Raw genomic sequence first — 14,860 nt, forward strand, 5'->3', positions numbered from 1 at the left:
GCAGTGCAGCGCGTCGTACACCTGATCGACCACCTCGGTCGTCGCCGTATCAGCTGTCAGGAATCCGAGCAGTCCGCACACGGTGTCGGCAACCTTCTCTCGTTCGATGATGGGGTGGCCACTCCTCGGGCCGAAACGCTGGTCCAAGTATGCCGTACGACCGCTGTACGCGAAGTACGAGGCAAGATCAACGAGGCGATGCAATGTGATCTAGACATTGCAATGCAGTGCCATTACGCTGCATTGCATGGCACTCACCACACCGAAGAACCCCAACTACGCGGCCGTCGTCGTCCGCCTCGCCGCTGTCAACGAGCTGGCCAAGTGCGACAACATCGCCGGCGCCCCCGTCCTGGGCTTCCAGGCGATCGTCGGCAAGGATCGGCAGCCGGGTGACCTCGGCATCGTGTTCACCGCCGAGACTCAGCTGTCGGAGGAGTTCGCGCGGGTCAACAACCTGCACTCCGACACCGAGCTGAACGCCGACCTCGCCGTGAAGGGCTACCTGGCGAAGAACCGCCGCGTCCGGGCGATCAAGCTCCGCGGCCACCGCTCCGACGCCCTCTTCCTGCCGCTGGAGGCGCTGGCCTACACCGGTTTCGACGTGACGAAACTGGCGCCCGGTGATGTGTTCGACGAGCTTAACGGGCACGAGATTTGCCGCAAGTATGAGCGGCCCGTGAAGGGCAACGGTCGGCCGTCCGCGCAGGCCAAGGCCACCAAGAAGTTTGTTCGGGTCGACGCGAAGTTCCTGCCCGAGCACTACGACACCACCCGCTACTTCGGCAACGAGCACCTCATCGACTCCGAGGCGCGCGTGGTGATCACGCAGAAGCTGCACGGCACCAGCATCCGGATCGGCAACACGATCGCGAAGCGGAAGCCGACCTGGCGTGACAAGCTCGCCGCCCGCTGGCTGAAGGTGCCGGTCGCCGAGTACATCTACGACACCGTGTACGGCAGCCGGAAGGTCATCAAGGACCCGAAGGCCGAGCAGAACCACTTCTACGGCACCGACGTGTGGACCCACTACGGGCAGCGTCTCGACGGGCTGATCCCGCAGGGGTTCGTGGTGTACGCGGAGCTGATCGGGTGGACGCCGGACGGTGCGCCGATCCAGTCGGGCTACACCTACAACGTGCCGCAGGGCGAGGCTGACCTGTACGTGTACCGGGTCGCGCACGTCAACCCGCAGGGCATCATCACAGACCTCGCGTGGGGTCAGCTCGTCGAGTGGTGCGAGCAGCTCGGTCTGAAGACGGTCCCGGTGCTGACCACGATGGCGCACAAGGCGTTCGACCCGGCCGACTGGCTCGACCGTCGCTACTACGACGAGGGCTACGGGCAGGCTGTCCCGCTGTCCGGCGGCAAGAAGCTGGTCGACGAGGGCGTGTGCATCCGCACCGTCGACTCGCTGCACCCGACCACGCTGAAGGCGAAGTCGCCGATCTTCCTGCAGCACGAAACCAAGACCCTCGATGACGAGGAGTCGGTGGACATGGAAGCTGAAGGCGGTGTCGCAGCATGAATATCGACTTCGCGACCCTGACCGGTCGCCGAGCACGCGCATCGTTCACCCCGTACCGCGGCAACGTGAGTGAGGCCGCGAACACCATCGGCCTGATCCCAGCCGATGAGATGGTTGCGGCTGCCTCCGTAGTGGGCGATCGGCTGGCCGAGACGAGTAGCCGAACGTGGAAGGGCCACGTGTTCTGCGGCAAGGGCGACAACAACACCTACATCGGATTCCGGCTCGGAACGGCAGGCGACGACGTCTCGCAGCGGATCTTGATTGTCGACCGATCGACCCTGGAGATCACTAGCGACGGCGATGTTCCTCGTGCGCGGCCATTCAGTCGTCGGCGACCGGTGGGCGAAGGGTTCCGGGTGACCCGCGGCGGGAGCAACAAGTGTGCTCGGCTGGCGGTGAAGGTATCCGGCTCCGTCGAGATCAAGTTGGGTCTTGAGCCGGATGAGGAGTTCATTGTCGCGTTGGCCCACGAGGTCTCGACGTCCCTGGCGGGTGCCGAGTCGACCTGGCGGGGCGACATTCACATCCGCGACGGTCGTGCATTCGCGACCATGCGCCCCGCAAATCGGAACGGGCACATCGTGTTCGCTGTCGACCGGCAGGAGTTGATCCCCGCATGACCGCCCCCGAGTTGGTTGACGTGATCCCAGCCCCCGCACGCCCGCGGCTGATCATCCCGCGCGGCCTGCCGGGGTCCGGTAAATCAAGCCTGTTCCGTCGGATGCTTGCCGACAACCCGCGTCTTGCGCGCGTGTCACGTGACGACATGCGCGCCACCCTGTTCGCTGGGGAGGGGCGGCTCACGTACGCGCAGGAAGAGATCATCTCGAAAGCCGAACGCGCCCAGGCCGCTGCGCTGATCGACGGCGGCTACGACGTCTTCGTGGATGCTATGAACCTGCGCGCCCAGTGGACACGCGGGTGGGCGGACTTCGCAGCCCTGCACGGCGCCGACATCGAGGTGATCGACCTCGACACCCCGGTCGACGAGTGCATCCGCCGCGACGCTGAGCGCGCCGCGGCGGGTGGCCGGTCGGTGGGGGAGGACGCGATCCGGGCGCTCGCGCGGAAGTTCCCTCGCAAGCACTGGCCGGCGGTGGAGCCGTCACCGGATCTGTTCTTCTATCCGGAGCCGTACATTCCGAACCCTGCGTTGCCGCCTGCGTGGATCGTCGACGTCGATGGGACGTTGGCGGAGAAGGCGCCGGATCGTGGGATCTACGAGTACTCGCGGGTGCGGGACGACAAGCCGATCGCGCACACCGTCGAAGTGGTGCGGAAGCTGGCGGTCGATTCGGCGATCATCATCCTGTCCGGCCGTGACGACGACTGCCGAACGCAGACCTCGGATTGGCTGCGTTGGAACGACATCCCGTTCACCGAGCTGCACATGCGTGCCGCGGGTGACCGGCGACCGGACTACCTCGTGAAATGTGGTTTGTTCGACGAGAACATCCGCAACCACTTCCACGTCCTTGGCGCGTTTGACGACCGCCTGCAGGTGTGCCGTCTCTGGTACCGGCTCGGTGTGCCGTTGATGCGGTTGGGGGTGCCGGACCATGACGACTTCTGATCTGGTCGGCTCCGAGTGGGAGTCGAAGGACGGCAAGCGGGGGCTGGTGGTGCTGCGGGAGACGTCGCCGTGGCGTGGCGAGCGCCAGTTCCTGGTGAAGGGAACTGCCGGGTCGACTCGTGAGCGGTTGATCGGCTACGGCGGCCTGCGCGCGAAGTACCGGCGTCGAGACGCCGAGACGGACACCGCAGCGGAACTACGCGGCCGACTCGATGAGGCGGAAGCCGTCATCGCCCGTATCCGTGAAGCCCTCGCCGGGCATCCCCGCTGCGACGTTCACCCCGACGACGACGTGATCTCGTGCGGCTGGAAACGCGCTGTCGCGTCCGTCCAGTGGGCGCTCGACACCACCGAACCCACCACTCAGGAGAACCCGAATGTCTGACCAGGCCACCGAGATCGACCAGCTGAAAGCCCTCATCACCGACGACGAATGGCACGACCTCACCTACAAGGACGACGAGGGCGTCGACGGGTTCGTGTTCATGGAGGCCAAGGACGGCGAGGACCGCCGATGGTTGCGCACCGTCACCGTCATCACCCGCGGCCCGTCCGGCCAGCACTACGCCTGGGACTACGAGCACGGCCTGACCGAGAACCAGGAGAACCAGAAGCCGGGCGAGTACTACCCACTGCGGTTGGTGCCGGTGCGCTCGGTCGAGGAGACAGTGATCGTGCGCAGGTGGGTGTCCGATGGCGAGTGACCGCCCGGTGCTTCCGGCCGATATCGACAAGCCGCATCGCTGCCCCGCCTGCTGGGCCGTCGCTGTGGAGGGTGAGCCGGTTCGGTGGTGGCGCGTGTACCGCTGCTGCCGGTGCCATACCCCATTCACCCGCTGGCCGTGGCTGGCTCCGATCTTGCCCAAGGTCGGGCTCCGATGCGAATGCCACATGGACCCGAAGGAGGCTCGCGATGGCGAGTGACCACGACACCCTGGCCGAGCAGCTCGACGCCGTTTCGCAGCGCGGCCACGGCCTGACCTTCCTGGCGCCGTTCTTCCGAGGCGTGGTCGATTTCGTGCTCGCCGCTGGCTGGCGTCCCCCCGCCCACGTGATCACCACGGCCGCCCAGGCCGACACGTTCCCCGTCGGCACCATCCTGCTGCATGCCGACTGCCCGGACTCCGGCCCCTGCATCTGGATGCGGGCGTGTGCCCCGTCGGAAGTCGAAGACGAGATCGATGGCGGCACGTTCGACCACATCCACTGGACGGTGTGGGCCGACCAGGAAACGCGTTACGACAGCGAAGACCTCGAATGCCACGCCGACCACGGCGGCACCCTGCTCGCTGTGTACGTCCCCGCCGAGGAGGCCGGCGGCCGTGGCTGAACCGCTCACCGCCCGCGACGAAATCCACGCGATCCGGGACGCGCTGTCCGACGCCGGATTCGAAGTCCACGCCATCCACGGGCAGGGACTGACCTACTACTCCCCAACCGGCGACCGCTTCAAGGTGGTCGTCAGCAAGTCGAGGAACCGATGACCGACACCTGCACCTGCCCGCCCGGTGACTGCCACGGCGGCCACACCATCGACATCGGGCCGTCCTGGGTGTGCGTCGCCGACCAGCGTTTGCGTGCGCTCCGCGACGACCCCTGGGCGACACGACCGCGGACTGCCCTGGTGGACGACGAGACACGGTCGATGGCCGCCGAGCTGCTGGCCCTGCGCGACGAGCGGGCTAGACGGGCCAAGCTCTATGTCGAGCTGGAGGCCGAGCGGGACCTGTGGAAGGAGCGAGCCGAAAAGGGCCAGCTTCACCGCGACGACCTGATCAAGGAGCTCAACCAGCAGCGCGCCCGCGTCACCGAGCTGGAGGCCGCGACGGACCGCGTGCGGGAGGTGCACCAGCCGGTCGACGCCCTGAACGTCCGATACCCCGGCGGGCGACGCACCCAGGTCTGCGCCGGTTGTGGTACCGACGACGGCAACTGGCAGATGTACCCGTGTCCGACCATCCGCGCATTGAGCGGACCGCGCCCGGCGCCCTCGCTGATTGAGGTGCCCGAGTGACCGCGCCGAAGCCTCATGGGTACGTCCTGCTCGGATACGGGTTGGAGGATCCGCCGGCATGGGAAGTCCTTGACTCGGCGCCGTTTTCGACCAAGAAAGACGCGCGTCACCATCGCAACCGTGTGCGTCGGATCTTCCTAGCCGAGCCACGGAACCAGCTTCGTACTGAAGTGCAGTTCGTGATCGTCCCGATCGGCGAGGTGATCAAGTGAGCGAGCTGAAACCGTCCTGGTGGCCGGGGATCTGGTTCTACGGGCCGAGGCCCTTCTGCGGCATCCGTCGGAACGTGGTGCCGTGGCTGGGCAGCGACGGCACCGAGGACATGGATGTCCCACTGACCGAAATGTGGTGCCGCCAAACGATCGTGATCCCGCTGCTCGGGCTCGGCGCCATCATCATCGGCCTGCCCTGGCACCGGCTCACCGACTGCTGCCCCGAGCTGCTCGAGGAACTCAAGGACTACCGCTGATGTTCGCTTCGTTCATTGTGCCCGTCATCGGATGGTGGGGCACGCTGGAGTCCGATGCCGAGGTCAACGGCTCCCGCTGGGGACACGACCGCGGCCGGACCCGTGAGCATGTGTGGTGGATGCCGATCGGCCCGTGGACGCTCACGATCTACGGCCGCGGCCAGTCCTACCGCAAGCTGACCGGCCTCCCGAGAACGTCGATCGACTACATCCTCGACGAATTCGACGCCAGCTTCAACAATCTCGCAGCGGCGTCGCTGCGCTTCCACCTCGACTTCTCGGTGTGCGACAACGAGGACCGCCGCGCCCACTACGAGGACCTGATCACCCGCCTCACCGAACGCGACCCCATATTCACCGACGAAGAGATGGCGATCCTCCGCCCGCCGGGCTGGAAACGCGAAGACGACTACGAACTGATGCCCAACGGCAGCTACCGGATGCGGCCAAGCACACCAGAGGAGAAGGCCGTGTACGCCGCGTCCGACGAACGCACGGCCGCCTACAACGAGCGGATCCGCCAGGCCCGCCACGACTTCGTCGACATCATGCCCGAGCTGTGGAGCTGAACATGACCTGCACCGAATGCAATGCACTGCTGGGGGAGTCGACGCCTGAGCGGCTCGCAACCCACCGGCTCTGGAAACACCCCACCCCGGAAGAAGTTTCGGCAGTGTGGCCGGCGATCGCAGGGACAGGCGCGCGCATCGAGTTCGCCGTGCTGCTGGACAACCCGCTCGAAGCGCGCTCCCTGCTCGACGACCTGCACCAGCTGGTGCTGCGCGCAATGACCTATCTCGACGACCGACTCACCACGGAGGTGACCTCATGACCGATATCTGGAGTGACGTGCGGGAATTCAATGCCGCGTGCGGTGTGCGGCTGCGGCCGACGCCGGGCTGGGTGCCCGACGGTGACCTGGCGCTGGCGATGCAACTGATCGCCGAGGAACGCGACGAACTGCTGTTCGCGCTGTCGTCGCGGGACATGGTCGCCGCGGCCGACGGGATCGCGGACAGCATGTACGTGCGCGTCGGGCTGCTGCTGCGGCTCGGGCTGGCGCGGACCTACATCCACGATCTGCTGCTCGTCCACCCGAAAGAGCCGCCGTCGTGGGTGGCGTTCGACGCGACGCACACGATGGTGTACCTCGGTGACGAACTGGAGGAGATCGACGACCGGATAGCGGTCGCGATCACCGAGCGACGGCTGATGGACATCGACGTCGAAGCGCACCGCGCCCTCTACCATCTGCACGCGATCGCGGCGCTGCTCCACATCCCGCTCGAGGCGGTGTGGGCGGAGGTGCAGAGGTCGAACATGGCGAAGGTCGTCGACGGCAAGGTGCGGCGTCGTGTCGACGGGAAGATCGAGAAGCCGACCGGGTGGACGCCGCCCGATATCGCGGGTGTGCTTGGGCTGGGCGCGGTTGAGGATGCTGCGTGAAAGTCGTTCTTGCCGAGCAGGTGTGCTTCGGGTGCCCGTCAGCGTGGGATGTGGTGACTGATGCGGGCGACTACCTGTACCTGAAGTACCGGTGGGGGATGGCATCGGTGTGGCGGGAGCTGGGGGACCGGCTGGTGCTGGTGAGGTCGGTGTCGTTCGGTGGGCCGTTGGACGCGTGGACCACGCTGGAGGAGTTCGCTCGGGTGGTGGGTTTCGAGCTGGCGTTGGAGGCGCCGTACAAGCCGTTGCCGGATCCGAATGAGGGGTACGACTGGGATAGCATTCCGGCATGGCTGCCGTGAATTCGCGTCAGCGTTATCAAATTGTTATTCGGTGACGCGGTTTGCCGAATTTCGCTTGGTACCTTAGTTCCTGCGTGAGCTGTCTCGAAAACCGGTCGGCACCCCGGCAATGGTGAGACATTTCCGCATTCGACGAGCCGGAAACGGAGCGTTGCCCGCCCAAGCATGCTAGCGGCGCTTGGAGCTGATATTAGACAATTGAATAGTCTCCGGTAGCTCAATCGGCAGAAGACGTCCCGACGGGGATAGTTGCGGGTTCGAGTCCCGCTCGGAGACAACTCGCCTCTCTACCCCAACGGCAGAGGGACCGGCTTCAAACACCGGCAAGGTGCGCGTTCGAATCGCGCGGGGGGCACAAAGCGTCGGCCAGCTACCGACGCTGGTGGTGACAGAGTGAGCGGCTCGTGCGAACCGGGCCGTGAATGTGTGCGACTGACGGGACCTCAACGGCCAAGTGGCTGAGAGGAAGCCTTCGCAGGTGGAAACCGGTCCGTAGCTGGACAGTCGCAGCGCTGGGTAACTGGATACTTACGGTTCACGCCCCAGTCGGAGAGCTAGTAACTCTCCCCACCAACTTACTTGCGGCACCACGAGATGCCGAGCAGGGACGGAAGTCCCCAGTCCATCACGGTGGGCGACTACATGGCAGACCGCCCGGCAGGGCGCCTGCCTCATAGGGGCGTAGCTCAGTGGTAGAGCGGCGGTCTCCAAAACCGCATGTCGGGAGTCCGATTCTCTCCGTCCTTGCAATCGATCAGACCGCCCTTCGGGTGCGGTCTGGTTTTCGCCCCTCTGGCCCAACTGGCAGAGGCGCCTGACTTAGGATCAGGATGTTGGGAGTTCGAATCTCTCGGGGGGCACATGAGCCAGGAACCGTCCATCTCCCGCATGGTCCACTACCAGTCGTATGGCACTCCCGGCGGCGAGTATCTGCCCGAGCCGCGCGCCGCGGTCATCACCGAGGTCGGTGAGAACGGTGTCGTCGGCCTGTGCGTGCTCAACCCCACCGGCCAGCACTTCAACCGCGGCGTTCCATTCGCCGAGGAGCCGACGCCCGGTCACTGGAACTGGCCGCCGCGGGTCTGAAAATGGATTGACGGCGCCCGTAGTCTGAAGTCATGAAGAAGTCGTTGCGGTGTAGAGCAGTTCGGTTAGCTCGGGAGCCTCATAAGCTCTAGGTCGCAGGTTCGAATCCTGCCACCGCAGCAAATGACCGCCCGTAGGGAAGTTGGTATCCCGGCTCATTTGGGATGAGGAGATCGCAGGTTCGAACCCTGTCGGGCAGACGCACGCCTTCGTAGCTCAATTGGTAGAGCAGCCGTTTCGTAATCGGCAGGTTCCGGGTTCAATTCCTGGCGGAGGCTCGCAATGGCCCGTTATCCCCGCAAGGGCAGCCGGGCTATCCCGGCCTCCGTAGCTCAGCTGGAAGAGCAGCCGCCTTTTAAGCGGCGGGTCGTCCGTTCGAGCCGGACCGGGGGCACGCCTTCGTAGCTCAGTGGTAGAGCTGCCGCCTCTTAAGCGGCAGGGCGCTGGTTCGATCCCAGCCGGGGGTACGCGATGGTCTGTAGCTCAATTGGCAGAGCGCTCGGCTGTTAACCGGGTGGTTGGAGGTTCGACCCCTCCCAGGCCAGCATTGCGATCTGTAGCTCAGTGGTGAGAGCAGCGCCCTGATACGGCGTGTGTCGGAGGTTCAATTCCTCCTGGATCGACTGTGGCCGAAGCCGAAGTGGTCGAGGCGCCGCGTTGTGATCGCGGAGGAAGCGGGTTCGAGGCCCGCCGGCCACCCCGGAAGTATGGTGTTAGCGCGCAGCACGTCTGGCTTCCAACCAGATAGGGCGGGTTCGAATCCCGTTACTTCCTCATACCACCCGCGGCCTCTGGTAGCGGGTTTGACCGGACGAGCACGTGGTGTGCACGCAGGCTGTAACCCTGCCGCCTTCGGGCATTGGTGGTTCGACTCCATCCGGCCGGACTTCTATTTCAGCCGCAACCCGACAGATCGCGCATCTGTGCCGTTGAACTGCTGGTTTCTTTTTCAGATGTATCTGGCGGTGGGCATGGCGATGATGGTCCACCCGAACTGCTGGGTCGGCTGCTGCCACCCTCCGATGCACGGCTCTGTCCGGCAACGCGAGAAGCGCGCGACCGCAGCCTGGGAAGACGAGCACGGCGACCCGAACGACTGGCACATCCGGTATGCATGCCCTGTTGATGGGCTGTCCTGCATCTGCAACAACTTCAGCTGCGACGAAAACGAAAGTGGGCCCTGGTGGAGAACACCTCTGAACCTGTGAGTGCGAGCATTCGAGCGGTCAGCGACGTGATCGCGGGCGAGTTCGGTGTCGAGTCGTTCGCCGACAAGGTAGACGCCGCCCTCGCGCCTCTGCACGACGACATCCCGCACGCCTACGCGCACTTCACCGCCGAGGTCCCCTGAACGGGCGGATGCTCGGCGCGACCGCGCGACGGTTGATCTGCGTGTTCTGCGGTCCGAGCGGCGGCTACCTGGTCGACAAGCACGGCCAACGATCGCGCGAGAAGCAAGCGCTCCTGCGCTGGGCCGACGAATACGAGGACCCGGCCGAGGTGATCGAGCGTGCCTGTCCGAAGGGCGGCCCGGACTGCGGCTGCCACTACCATCCACCCGTCGAACTGGCCGCTAGGTGACCCCTGCAGCGTCGAGGTCGTCCAGCACGGTCTTCACGTAGTCGCGCATCGACTGCATCGTCGCCAAGATCGCGGGGATCTGTGTTGTTCCGGGGATTTCGATGGAGGCATAGAAGCCCCCGGAGAAGCCTTTGATGTACTTCTGCGGATGGTCGGTCAATGGAGCGATCGCGCGGAAGTCGGCTCGGAACATCTCTACTCCGGGCTTGAGCTCGTCGCCAATCGCGATGTCTTTGGATCCGACGTGCTCAAGCGGATGAGTGTAGAAAAGGTCCGTAATCAAGTCGGCCCCGGTCGTGACCAGTGCTACTCGGTGCTTGTCATGGTTGACCAGCCGGTTCAGGCGTGCCAGCGGGTGTTCGTATGTCGGCGACATCTTGTTGGGCTGATGTGACTCGAGGACCTGCGCGACTGCGGGCGAATACAGGCCGGCGTCGATCTTCTTGGGCTTCTCAAGAATAGGGAACTGGATTCGCTTCTGTTCGTCGTCTGTCAGCGGCTTGCCAGTGCTGATCGCCTTCTTGACTACGTGGTCGAAGATCGAGTGGTCGAGCGCTGCGCGCAGGTTGCCGACGACATCCGCCGCCTGCAGAGCGATGAGTTTGGGAACCGGGATTGGATCGGTCAGGATGCCGACCAGTGTGTAGTCGGGATGGTTCTGTGTCCACGATGTCGTGATCTTTAGAGCCCCGGCCAAGGCGTAGTCCTGGACCGTCGTCGTGAGCGAGTCCAGGTGTCGGCCTGCATGTTCCAGTTTGAGCTGCGCGCTCTCCAAGCCTTCGATTGGCATCCCGCAACGATACGGTGGACTTGGTAGTCCCCGCTATCGGATTTCATCTGTACTTAACTGCGCGTACCTGCGTAGTGCGACCTCGCTGACGAGGTAACGCAATCGGCAGTCGGTGTCTGCCAGGAGAATACCCACCGCACCGCTTACATGGCGAAGCCCCCGCGCGCTTGCTTAGCAGAGGCGACGCCGCATGCAGGGGCAGAGGCGGCAACACGGGGGCGTTCAACCCTTGACGATAGCCGCCCGCCACAGATTTCGCCACCACCCTCGTGCCCCATTCCCGCACCCCGGGGCCGCCGCGCCGATCTCACGCCGCGCAGGCAGCAGGGCTTCCAGGTGGCGGGGCCGCGAGCAGCGCGATGACGCGCCGCGGCCTGCCCGCCGGACCATTTTCCGCTACCTGGGAGTCCGGCGGGCCCAGCTTCACCACGGCCAGGAGGCCCCATGTTCAACGTCACCCGGCTGCTCGCTGCTGTAGCGCTCGCCGCATCGACCATCACCGCAAGCCTGATCGCGCCCCCGGCTGTCGCGAACGCCGGCGGACCGAGCTGCCCGGACACCTTCGCGTTCGGCGTCGGCGGATTCCAGATCGACCTGGAGACCTTCCCCCCGAACCTCGGTCAGCCGTCCTTGTACATTCCGTCCGACCAGCCGGTCGGCTACAACTCGATCGACATCAACGACGGTGTCCGCGAACTGAACCGCCTGTTCTGGGAGTACCGCGGTCGTTGCCCCGGCTCGCACATCAAGGTCCTCGGCCACTCCGGCGGCGCCGCGGTTGTCCACGTCTGGGTCTCCCAGCACAAGGACGTCCCCAACGCCACCGCGATCCTGGTGTCCGACCCCAAGCGTGCGGCCGGACCCGGCGGTGACGGCCTCGCCGGCAACCCCCTCGCCGGTCCCGCCGAACTCATCGGGATCTTCTCCGGCGCCGCGGGCACCGACGCCGATTTCGGCGCGTTCCCCGTGCTGACGATCTGCAACGCCGGCGACTGGGTGTGCAACGAGGACGCAGGCCCGCACGGCTACCTCTACACCGGCGTGCACGGCGCCTACGACATCAACCCGTGGTCGTACCCGAACTTCATCTCCGGCAACTGGTTCCCGCCGGTCTACTGATGAGCCACTTCGACACCCCCGAGTTCGAGGCTGCGCAGGCCGCACTGAACCTCGAGGCCGCCCACCGGCAGCTCGCCGACGCGCAAGCCCGGTACGCCCGCGCAATGGAGGCGCTCGCCGCGGCGCAGGCCGAAGCCGAGGCCGAGATCGACGAACTGAATAAGGACCTGGACGAATCTTGATCACCGTGTACACCCGCCCGAACTGCCAGCCATGCAGAGCAACGAAACGGAAGCTGGAGCAGCTGGAGGCGGCGTACACGCTGATCGACGTCACCGAATACCCCGACGCGCTCGACCAGATCCGTGGCCTCGGCTACCTGCAGGCTCCCGTGGTCGTCGCTCGGGTCGGTGACGAGGAATTCCACTGGGGCGGATTCTCGCCCGACAAGATCGCCTGGGCCGTCAAAGCGATCGACCCCCAACCCAAGGAGTGACATGCGTTTCCGCCTCAAGCTGGGTTGGTTCGAACTCGACATCGAAACGCCCGAACCGGTGCAGGTGTCGCCGACCGACATCGTCACCGCGTTGTGGTCGGCGATCGCCCAGAACCCCATGCAACCGCTCGTGCTGGTCCATGAGGACGAACCCGAGGAGTAGCCGTGTCCGCGTGGCGATCCCGAATCACCGCCGGGCACCTCTGGCTCGCCCTCGCCGGCGTCGTCACGGCGCTTGAGGTGATCGCGCCGGACGGTGAACTGCTGTCCGAAGGTGTCGACCGCGGCATGGAGCGGCATCCGCTGCTCGTGCGCGCCGCGATCATCATGACCGCCGCGCATCTCCTCAACTGGCTGCCTGAACGGCTCGATCCGTTTGCCCGACTCCCGAGAGTGTGGAAATGACCATCACCTCCGGCGACATCGTGACCGCGACCGGCCTGCCCGGCCGATACCGCGTCACCCGAATCACCCACGGCCAGGCCCTGATCTGGCCGCTCACCCGAGGCAACGCACACGTCGTGCGCCTCTCACGGATCGCCCAGGCGGCGACCGTCCCCACCACCTAGAACGCGAGTCCGGCCAGGAGCCCGCCGCGCCCTGGAGGTCCCGCCAGCTATGGCACGAAAGAAAACCACACCTGTCGAAACGTTGGTCGAGACGCAGCAGAAACGCAATCGCGCGCTCGAACTACGCATGGAGGGCAAGTCCCAAGCCGAGATCGCCGAAGAGCTCGGTGTGTCCAGCTCCAGCGTTTCTCGCTACATCACCCAAGCGGTCAAGGAAATCACGCGCGAGAACGCCGAAGAGTACCTGACCATCGAACTCGGTCGCCTCGACTTTCTGTGGGAGCTGATCCACCCCGACCTCAAGGCCAAAGACAAAGGCTACGAGTGGAAGATCGACCGCGCCCTGTCGATCATCGACCAGCGCGCCAAGCTCACCGGCTCCTACAAGGCCGCCGAGCTGCGTGTCATCGCTGACGCGAAAGGCAACGTGTCCAGCGAAGCCGAGTCGATGGTCGGCCAGCTCGTCGACGTGCTCCACGCCCTGCACGCCGCGAACGAAGCCGAACAGGACCCGGACGACGACACCGAGGACGACCTGGCGGGCGAGGACGATCCCGCGTGAACCTGCTGGACGCGCTGAAGATCCCGATGTCGCGCAAGCAGATCGCGTCGATCGTCGAGTGCGAGCGGTCCTCCACCACCATCTGGACCGGCGCCATCCGCTCCGGAAAGACCATCGCCTCCATCGTCGCGTTCTTCATCGGTGTCGCGCAGGCCCCACCGGACACGATGATCCTCATCGTCGGCCGCACCCTGCAAACCATCGAACGCAACATCCTTGAGCCGATGCAGAAGCGGTCCCTGTTCGGGCCGCTGTCGCGCGAAATCCACCACACGCGAGGCTCCTCCACCGCGGTCATCCTCGGCCGCACGATCCACCTCATCGGCGCCAACGACGAAGCCGCCGAAGCGAAGATCCGCGGCTCCACCGTGTACCTGGCGCTCGTCGACGAAGCCACGCTGATCCCGGAGAACTTCTGGACGCAGCTGCAAGGCCGCCTGTCGGAGCCCGGCGCCCGCTGCCTGGCCACGACGAACCCGGACAACCCCGAGCACTTCCTCAAGAAGAAGTTCATGGACCGCGCCGGCGAGCCGGGCATGGACGTCAAGGTCTTCCAGTTCTTCATGGACGACAACCCGCAGCTGAGCGCGGAGTACATCGCCCGGAAGAAGGCCGAGTTCACCGGCGTCTTCTACAAGCGGTTCATCCGCGGTGACTGGGTTGCTGCCGAGGGCGCGGTGTTCGACACCTACGACCGCGACACTCACGTCATCCGGTGGGAAGACCTGCCGGAGATGCGGTGGATCCTCGGGGTCGGCATCGACCACGGCACCACCAACCCCACGCACGCGGTCATGATCGGCCACGGCGTCGACGACGTCCTGTACTGCATGGACGAATGGCGATACAAGGCAGGCAAAGAAGAAGCCCGCTGGTCGAACGTCGAACTGTCCAAGGGCGTTCGCGACTGGCTCGCACTGCCGCACCACCCGGACGACGACCCGGAGAACCCGCCGCGGGCACGTTACCGCACGGTGGTTGACTCGTCGGCCGCCGACTTCCGCGTACAGCTCAAACAGGACGGGCTCACCTCGCTCAAGGCGAACAAGGACGTCCTGTACGGCATCCGAACGATGAGCACGCTGGTGTCGGCGAAACGTCTGAAGTTCACTGACCGCTGCCCGGAACTGCTGAAAGAGCTCCCCGGCTACGTGTGGGATGAAAAGGCAAGCGCCGAGGGCAAAGACGAGGTCGTCAAGCTGAACGACCATGGTATCGACGCTGTCCGCTATCTCCTCGTCACCGAGGAGCGGAAATGGCGGCGCTGGATCAAACTGGGGCTGCTGCCGGATAACCGGGATGCCTCTGTCGACGAAATCGACGAGGCTGCGTAGAGAAAAGTCGGGTTTGCCTCCGCTTTTACGATTGGTGTAACCGATCTT

Annotated in this window: 27 protein-coding genes and 12 tRNA genes; 38 read left to right on the forward strand and 1 reads right to left on the reverse strand. The window is 65.1% G+C overall.

What is annotated here, in order from left to right; all coding sequences use genetic code 11:
* Nucleotides 1-247 precede the first annotated feature (247 nt).
* From AB0L91_RS33915 to AB0L91_RS34060, 30 genes are all read left to right on the forward strand, one after another.
* Nucleotides 248-1,528 carry an RNA ligase family protein gene (locus AB0L91_RS33915; RefSeq protein ID WP_365016863.1) on the forward strand — a complete coding sequence of 427 codons (1,281 nt, stop codon included), beginning with the start codon at nucleotides 248-250 and terminating at the stop codon, nucleotides 1,526-1,528.
* Nucleotides 1,525-2,151: a hypothetical protein gene (locus AB0L91_RS33920; RefSeq protein ID WP_365016864.1), complete on the forward strand. Its 627-nt coding sequence runs from the start codon at nucleotides 1,525-1,527 to the stop codon at nucleotides 2,149-2,151. The genes AB0L91_RS33915 and AB0L91_RS33920 overlap by 4 nt, the downstream gene beginning before the upstream one ends.
* Nucleotides 2,148-3,104 (forward strand): AAA family ATPase, encoded by a 957-nt coding sequence (locus tag AB0L91_RS33925; protein ID WP_365016866.1) that lies wholly within the window; start codon nucleotides 2,148-2,150, stop codon nucleotides 3,102-3,104. Before AB0L91_RS33920 ends, AB0L91_RS33925 begins: the two co-directional genes overlap by 4 nt.
* Nucleotides 3,091-3,489, forward strand: a complete 399-nt coding sequence (locus AB0L91_RS33930; RefSeq protein WP_365016868.1) for a hypothetical protein — start codon at nucleotides 3,091-3,093, stop codon at nucleotides 3,487-3,489. The genes AB0L91_RS33925 and AB0L91_RS33930 overlap by 14 nt, the downstream gene beginning before the upstream one ends.
* Nucleotides 3,482-3,808, forward strand: a complete 327-nt coding sequence (locus AB0L91_RS33935) for a hypothetical protein (protein ID WP_365016870.1) — start codon at nucleotides 3,482-3,484, stop codon at nucleotides 3,806-3,808. The genes AB0L91_RS33930 and AB0L91_RS33935 overlap by 8 nt, the downstream gene beginning before the upstream one ends.
* Before the next feature lie 209 nt (nucleotides 3,809-4,017).
* A complete protein-coding gene (locus AB0L91_RS33940) occupies nucleotides 4,018-4,434 on the forward strand; it encodes a hypothetical protein (RefSeq protein ID WP_365016872.1) in 417 nt (138 codons plus the stop codon).
* Nucleotides 4,427-4,588: a hypothetical protein gene (locus tag AB0L91_RS33945; protein ID WP_365016874.1), complete on the forward strand. Its 162-nt coding sequence runs from the start codon at nucleotides 4,427-4,429 to the stop codon at nucleotides 4,586-4,588. Before AB0L91_RS33940 ends, AB0L91_RS33945 begins: the two co-directional genes overlap by 8 nt.
* The gene (locus AB0L91_RS33950) at nucleotides 4,585-5,118 is read left to right on the forward strand and encodes a hypothetical protein (RefSeq protein ID WP_365016876.1); all 534 of its coding nucleotides are present in this window, start codon (nucleotides 4,585-4,587) and stop codon (nucleotides 5,116-5,118) included. Before AB0L91_RS33945 ends, AB0L91_RS33950 begins: the two co-directional genes overlap by 4 nt.
* On the forward strand, nucleotides 5,115-5,330 hold the full coding sequence (locus AB0L91_RS33955) for a hypothetical protein (protein ID WP_365016878.1): 216 nt from the start codon (nucleotides 5,115-5,117) through the stop codon (nucleotides 5,328-5,330). The genes AB0L91_RS33950 and AB0L91_RS33955 overlap by 4 nt, the downstream gene beginning before the upstream one ends.
* Nucleotides 5,327-5,587, forward strand: coding sequence for a hypothetical protein (locus AB0L91_RS33960; protein WP_365016879.1), 261 nt, complete (start codon nucleotides 5,327-5,329; stop codon nucleotides 5,585-5,587). Before AB0L91_RS33955 ends, AB0L91_RS33960 begins: the two co-directional genes overlap by 4 nt.
* Nucleotides 5,587-6,156 (forward strand): hypothetical protein, encoded by a 570-nt coding sequence (locus AB0L91_RS33965; RefSeq protein WP_365016881.1) that lies wholly within the window; start codon nucleotides 5,587-5,589, stop codon nucleotides 6,154-6,156. Before AB0L91_RS33960 ends, AB0L91_RS33965 begins: the two co-directional genes overlap by 1 nt.
* A 2-nt stretch (nucleotides 6,157-6,158) precedes the next feature.
* On the forward strand, nucleotides 6,159-6,419 hold the full coding sequence (locus AB0L91_RS33970; RefSeq protein ID WP_365016883.1) for a hypothetical protein: 261 nt from the start codon (nucleotides 6,159-6,161) through the stop codon (nucleotides 6,417-6,419).
* On the forward strand, nucleotides 6,416-7,033 hold the full coding sequence (locus tag AB0L91_RS33975; RefSeq protein WP_365016885.1) for a hypothetical protein: 618 nt from the start codon (nucleotides 6,416-6,418) through the stop codon (nucleotides 7,031-7,033). Before AB0L91_RS33970 ends, AB0L91_RS33975 begins: the two co-directional genes overlap by 4 nt.
* A complete protein-coding gene (locus AB0L91_RS33980) occupies nucleotides 7,030-7,335 on the forward strand; it encodes a hypothetical protein (RefSeq protein ID WP_365016887.1) in 306 nt (101 codons plus the stop codon). The genes AB0L91_RS33975 and AB0L91_RS33980 overlap by 4 nt, the downstream gene beginning before the upstream one ends.
* Before the next feature lie 205 nt (nucleotides 7,336-7,540).
* A tRNA-OTHER gene (locus tag AB0L91_RS33985) sits at nucleotides 7,541-7,612 on the forward strand.
* A 398-nt stretch (nucleotides 7,613-8,010) separates the two neighbouring features.
* Nucleotides 8,011-8,082 (forward strand) — tRNA-Trp (locus AB0L91_RS33990).
* A 39-nt stretch (nucleotides 8,083-8,121) separates the two neighbouring features.
* Nucleotides 8,122-8,195 (forward strand) — tRNA-Leu (locus AB0L91_RS33995).
* 1 nt (nucleotide 8,196) lies between these two features.
* Nucleotides 8,197-8,421 carry a hypothetical protein gene (locus tag AB0L91_RS34000; RefSeq protein ID WP_365016889.1) on the forward strand — a complete coding sequence of 75 codons (225 nt, stop codon included), beginning with the start codon at nucleotides 8,197-8,199 and terminating at the stop codon, nucleotides 8,419-8,421.
* A 45-nt stretch (nucleotides 8,422-8,466) separates the two neighbouring features.
* Nucleotides 8,467-8,541, forward strand: a tRNA-Met gene (locus AB0L91_RS34005).
* Nucleotides 8,542-8,548: 7 nt separating this feature from the next.
* Nucleotides 8,549-8,621 (forward strand) — tRNA-Pro (locus AB0L91_RS34010).
* A gap of 5 nt (nucleotides 8,622-8,626) precedes the next feature.
* Nucleotides 8,627-8,699, forward strand: a tRNA-Thr gene (locus AB0L91_RS34015).
* 43 nt (nucleotides 8,700-8,742) lie between these two features.
* A tRNA-Lys gene (locus AB0L91_RS34020) sits at nucleotides 8,743-8,815 on the forward strand.
* Between the two features lies 1 nt (nucleotide 8,816).
* Nucleotides 8,817-8,888 (forward strand) — tRNA-Lys (locus AB0L91_RS34025).
* Between the two features lie 5 nt (nucleotides 8,889-8,893).
* Nucleotides 8,894-8,966, forward strand: a tRNA-Asn gene (locus tag AB0L91_RS34030).
* Nucleotides 8,967-8,971: 5 nt separating this feature from the next.
* Nucleotides 8,972-9,044: transfer RNA gene (locus AB0L91_RS34035), tRNA-Ile, on the forward strand.
* 2 nt (nucleotides 9,045-9,046) lie between these two features.
* Nucleotides 9,047-9,120: transfer RNA gene (locus tag AB0L91_RS34040), tRNA-His, on the forward strand.
* 2 nt (nucleotides 9,121-9,122) lie between these two features.
* Nucleotides 9,123-9,195, forward strand: a tRNA-Gly gene (locus AB0L91_RS34045).
* Nucleotides 9,196-9,224: 29 nt separating this feature from the next.
* A complete protein-coding gene (locus tag AB0L91_RS34050; protein ID WP_365016891.1) occupies nucleotides 9,225-9,629 on the forward strand; it encodes a hypothetical protein in 405 nt (134 codons plus the stop codon).
* On the forward strand, nucleotides 9,626-9,772 hold the full coding sequence (locus AB0L91_RS34055; RefSeq protein WP_365016893.1) for a hypothetical protein: 147 nt from the start codon (nucleotides 9,626-9,628) through the stop codon (nucleotides 9,770-9,772). Before AB0L91_RS34050 ends, AB0L91_RS34055 begins: the two co-directional genes overlap by 4 nt.
* Nucleotides 9,773-9,780: 8 nt before the next feature.
* The gene (locus AB0L91_RS34060) at nucleotides 9,781-10,002 is read left to right on the forward strand and encodes a hypothetical protein (RefSeq protein ID WP_365016895.1); all 222 of its coding nucleotides are present in this window, start codon (nucleotides 9,781-9,783) and stop codon (nucleotides 10,000-10,002) included.
* Here AB0L91_RS34060 and AB0L91_RS34065 read toward each other — a convergent pair.
* A complete protein-coding gene (locus AB0L91_RS34065; protein ID WP_365016897.1) occupies nucleotides 9,995-10,792 on the reverse strand; it encodes a hypothetical protein in 798 nt (265 codons plus the stop codon). The genes AB0L91_RS34060 and AB0L91_RS34065 overlap by 8 nt on opposite strands.
* A 444-nt stretch (nucleotides 10,793-11,236) precedes the next feature.
* On the opposite strand from AB0L91_RS34065, the gene AB0L91_RS34070 reads away from it, so the two are divergent.
* The 8 genes from AB0L91_RS34070 to AB0L91_RS34105 are packed head-to-tail and all read left to right on the forward strand — an operon-like array spanning nucleotide 11,237 to nucleotide 14,812.
* A complete protein-coding gene (locus AB0L91_RS34070; RefSeq protein WP_365016899.1) occupies nucleotides 11,237-11,911 on the forward strand; it encodes a cutinase family protein in 675 nt (224 codons plus the stop codon).
* Nucleotides 11,911-12,093 carry a hypothetical protein gene (locus AB0L91_RS34075; RefSeq protein WP_365016901.1) on the forward strand — a complete coding sequence of 61 codons (183 nt, stop codon included), beginning with the start codon at nucleotides 11,911-11,913 and terminating at the stop codon, nucleotides 12,091-12,093. The genes AB0L91_RS34070 and AB0L91_RS34075 overlap by 1 nt, the downstream gene beginning before the upstream one ends.
* A complete protein-coding gene (locus AB0L91_RS34080; protein ID WP_365017154.1) occupies nucleotides 12,087-12,347 on the forward strand; it encodes a glutaredoxin domain-containing protein in 261 nt (86 codons plus the stop codon). The genes AB0L91_RS34075 and AB0L91_RS34080 overlap by 7 nt, the downstream gene beginning before the upstream one ends.
* 1 nt (nucleotide 12,348) lies before the next feature.
* Nucleotides 12,349-12,510: a hypothetical protein gene (locus AB0L91_RS34085; protein ID WP_365016903.1), complete on the forward strand. Its 162-nt coding sequence runs from the start codon at nucleotides 12,349-12,351 to the stop codon at nucleotides 12,508-12,510.
* 2 nt (nucleotides 12,511-12,512) lie between these two features.
* Nucleotides 12,513-12,752 (forward strand): hypothetical protein, encoded by a 240-nt coding sequence (locus AB0L91_RS34090; RefSeq protein WP_365016905.1) that lies wholly within the window; start codon nucleotides 12,513-12,515, stop codon nucleotides 12,750-12,752.
* Nucleotides 12,749-12,916 (forward strand): hypothetical protein, encoded by a 168-nt coding sequence (locus tag AB0L91_RS34095; protein WP_365016907.1) that lies wholly within the window; start codon nucleotides 12,749-12,751, stop codon nucleotides 12,914-12,916. Before AB0L91_RS34090 ends, AB0L91_RS34095 begins: the two co-directional genes overlap by 4 nt.
* Before the next feature lie 49 nt (nucleotides 12,917-12,965).
* A complete protein-coding gene (locus tag AB0L91_RS34100) occupies nucleotides 12,966-13,478 on the forward strand; it encodes a sigma factor-like helix-turn-helix DNA-binding protein (protein WP_365016909.1) in 513 nt (170 codons plus the stop codon).
* Nucleotides 13,475-14,812 (forward strand): PBSX family phage terminase large subunit, encoded by a 1,338-nt coding sequence (locus tag AB0L91_RS34105; protein ID WP_365016911.1) that lies wholly within the window; start codon nucleotides 13,475-13,477, stop codon nucleotides 14,810-14,812. The genes AB0L91_RS34100 and AB0L91_RS34105 overlap by 4 nt, the downstream gene beginning before the upstream one ends.
* Nucleotides 14,813-14,860 lie beyond the last annotated feature (48 nt).

The sequence above is a fragment of the Nocardia sp. NPDC051833 genome, from assembly GCF_040681225.1.
Taxonomy (GTDB): domain Bacteria; phylum Actinomycetota; class Actinomycetes; order Mycobacteriales; family Mycobacteriaceae; genus Nocardia.

Coding starts and splice junctions, on each gene's coding strand:
- AB0L91_RS33915 (WP_365016863.1), top strand. CDS start 248: ATGGCACTCACCACACCGAAGAACCCCAACTACGCGGCCGTCGTCGTC.
- AB0L91_RS33925 (WP_365016866.1), top strand. CDS start 2,148: ATGACCGCCCCCGAGTTGGTTGACGTGATCCCAGCCCCCGCACGCCCG.
- AB0L91_RS34065 (WP_365016897.1), bottom strand. CDS start 10,792: ATGCCAATCGAAGGCTTGGAGAGCGCGCAGCTCAAACTGGAACATGCA.
- AB0L91_RS33950 (WP_365016876.1), top strand. CDS start 4,585: ATGACCGACACCTGCACCTGCCCGCCCGGTGACTGCCACGGCGGCCAC.
- AB0L91_RS33965 (WP_365016881.1), top strand. CDS start 5,587: ATGTTCGCTTCGTTCATTGTGCCCGTCATCGGATGGTGGGGCACGCTG.
- AB0L91_RS33935 (WP_365016870.1), top strand. CDS start 3,482: ATGTCTGACCAGGCCACCGAGATCGACCAGCTGAAAGCCCTCATCACC.
- AB0L91_RS34000 (WP_365016889.1), top strand. CDS start 8,197: ATGAGCCAGGAACCGTCCATCTCCCGCATGGTCCACTACCAGTCGTAT.
- AB0L91_RS34100 (WP_365016909.1), top strand. CDS start 12,966: ATGGCACGAAAGAAAACCACACCTGTCGAAACGTTGGTCGAGACGCAG.
- AB0L91_RS33940 (WP_365016872.1), top strand. CDS start 4,018: ATGGCGAGTGACCACGACACCCTGGCCGAGCAGCTCGACGCCGTTTCG.
- AB0L91_RS33970 (WP_365016883.1), top strand. CDS start 6,159: ATGACCTGCACCGAATGCAATGCACTGCTGGGGGAGTCGACGCCTGAG.
- AB0L91_RS34070 (WP_365016899.1), top strand. CDS start 11,237: ATGTTCAACGTCACCCGGCTGCTCGCTGCTGTAGCGCTCGCCGCATCG.
- AB0L91_RS34085 (WP_365016903.1), top strand. CDS start 12,349: ATGCGTTTCCGCCTCAAGCTGGGTTGGTTCGAACTCGACATCGAAACG.
- AB0L91_RS34095 (WP_365016907.1), top strand. CDS start 12,749: ATGACCATCACCTCCGGCGACATCGTGACCGCGACCGGCCTGCCCGGC.
- AB0L91_RS34075 (WP_365016901.1), top strand. CDS start 11,911: ATGAGCCACTTCGACACCCCCGAGTTCGAGGCTGCGCAGGCCGCACTG.
- AB0L91_RS33920 (WP_365016864.1), top strand. CDS start 1,525: ATGAATATCGACTTCGCGACCCTGACCGGTCGCCGAGCACGCGCATCG.
- AB0L91_RS34060 (WP_365016895.1), top strand. CDS start 9,781: ATGCTCGGCGCGACCGCGCGACGGTTGATCTGCGTGTTCTGCGGTCCG.
- AB0L91_RS33930 (WP_365016868.1), top strand. CDS start 3,091: ATGACGACTTCTGATCTGGTCGGCTCCGAGTGGGAGTCGAAGGACGGC.
- AB0L91_RS33975 (WP_365016885.1), top strand. CDS start 6,416: ATGACCGATATCTGGAGTGACGTGCGGGAATTCAATGCCGCGTGCGGT.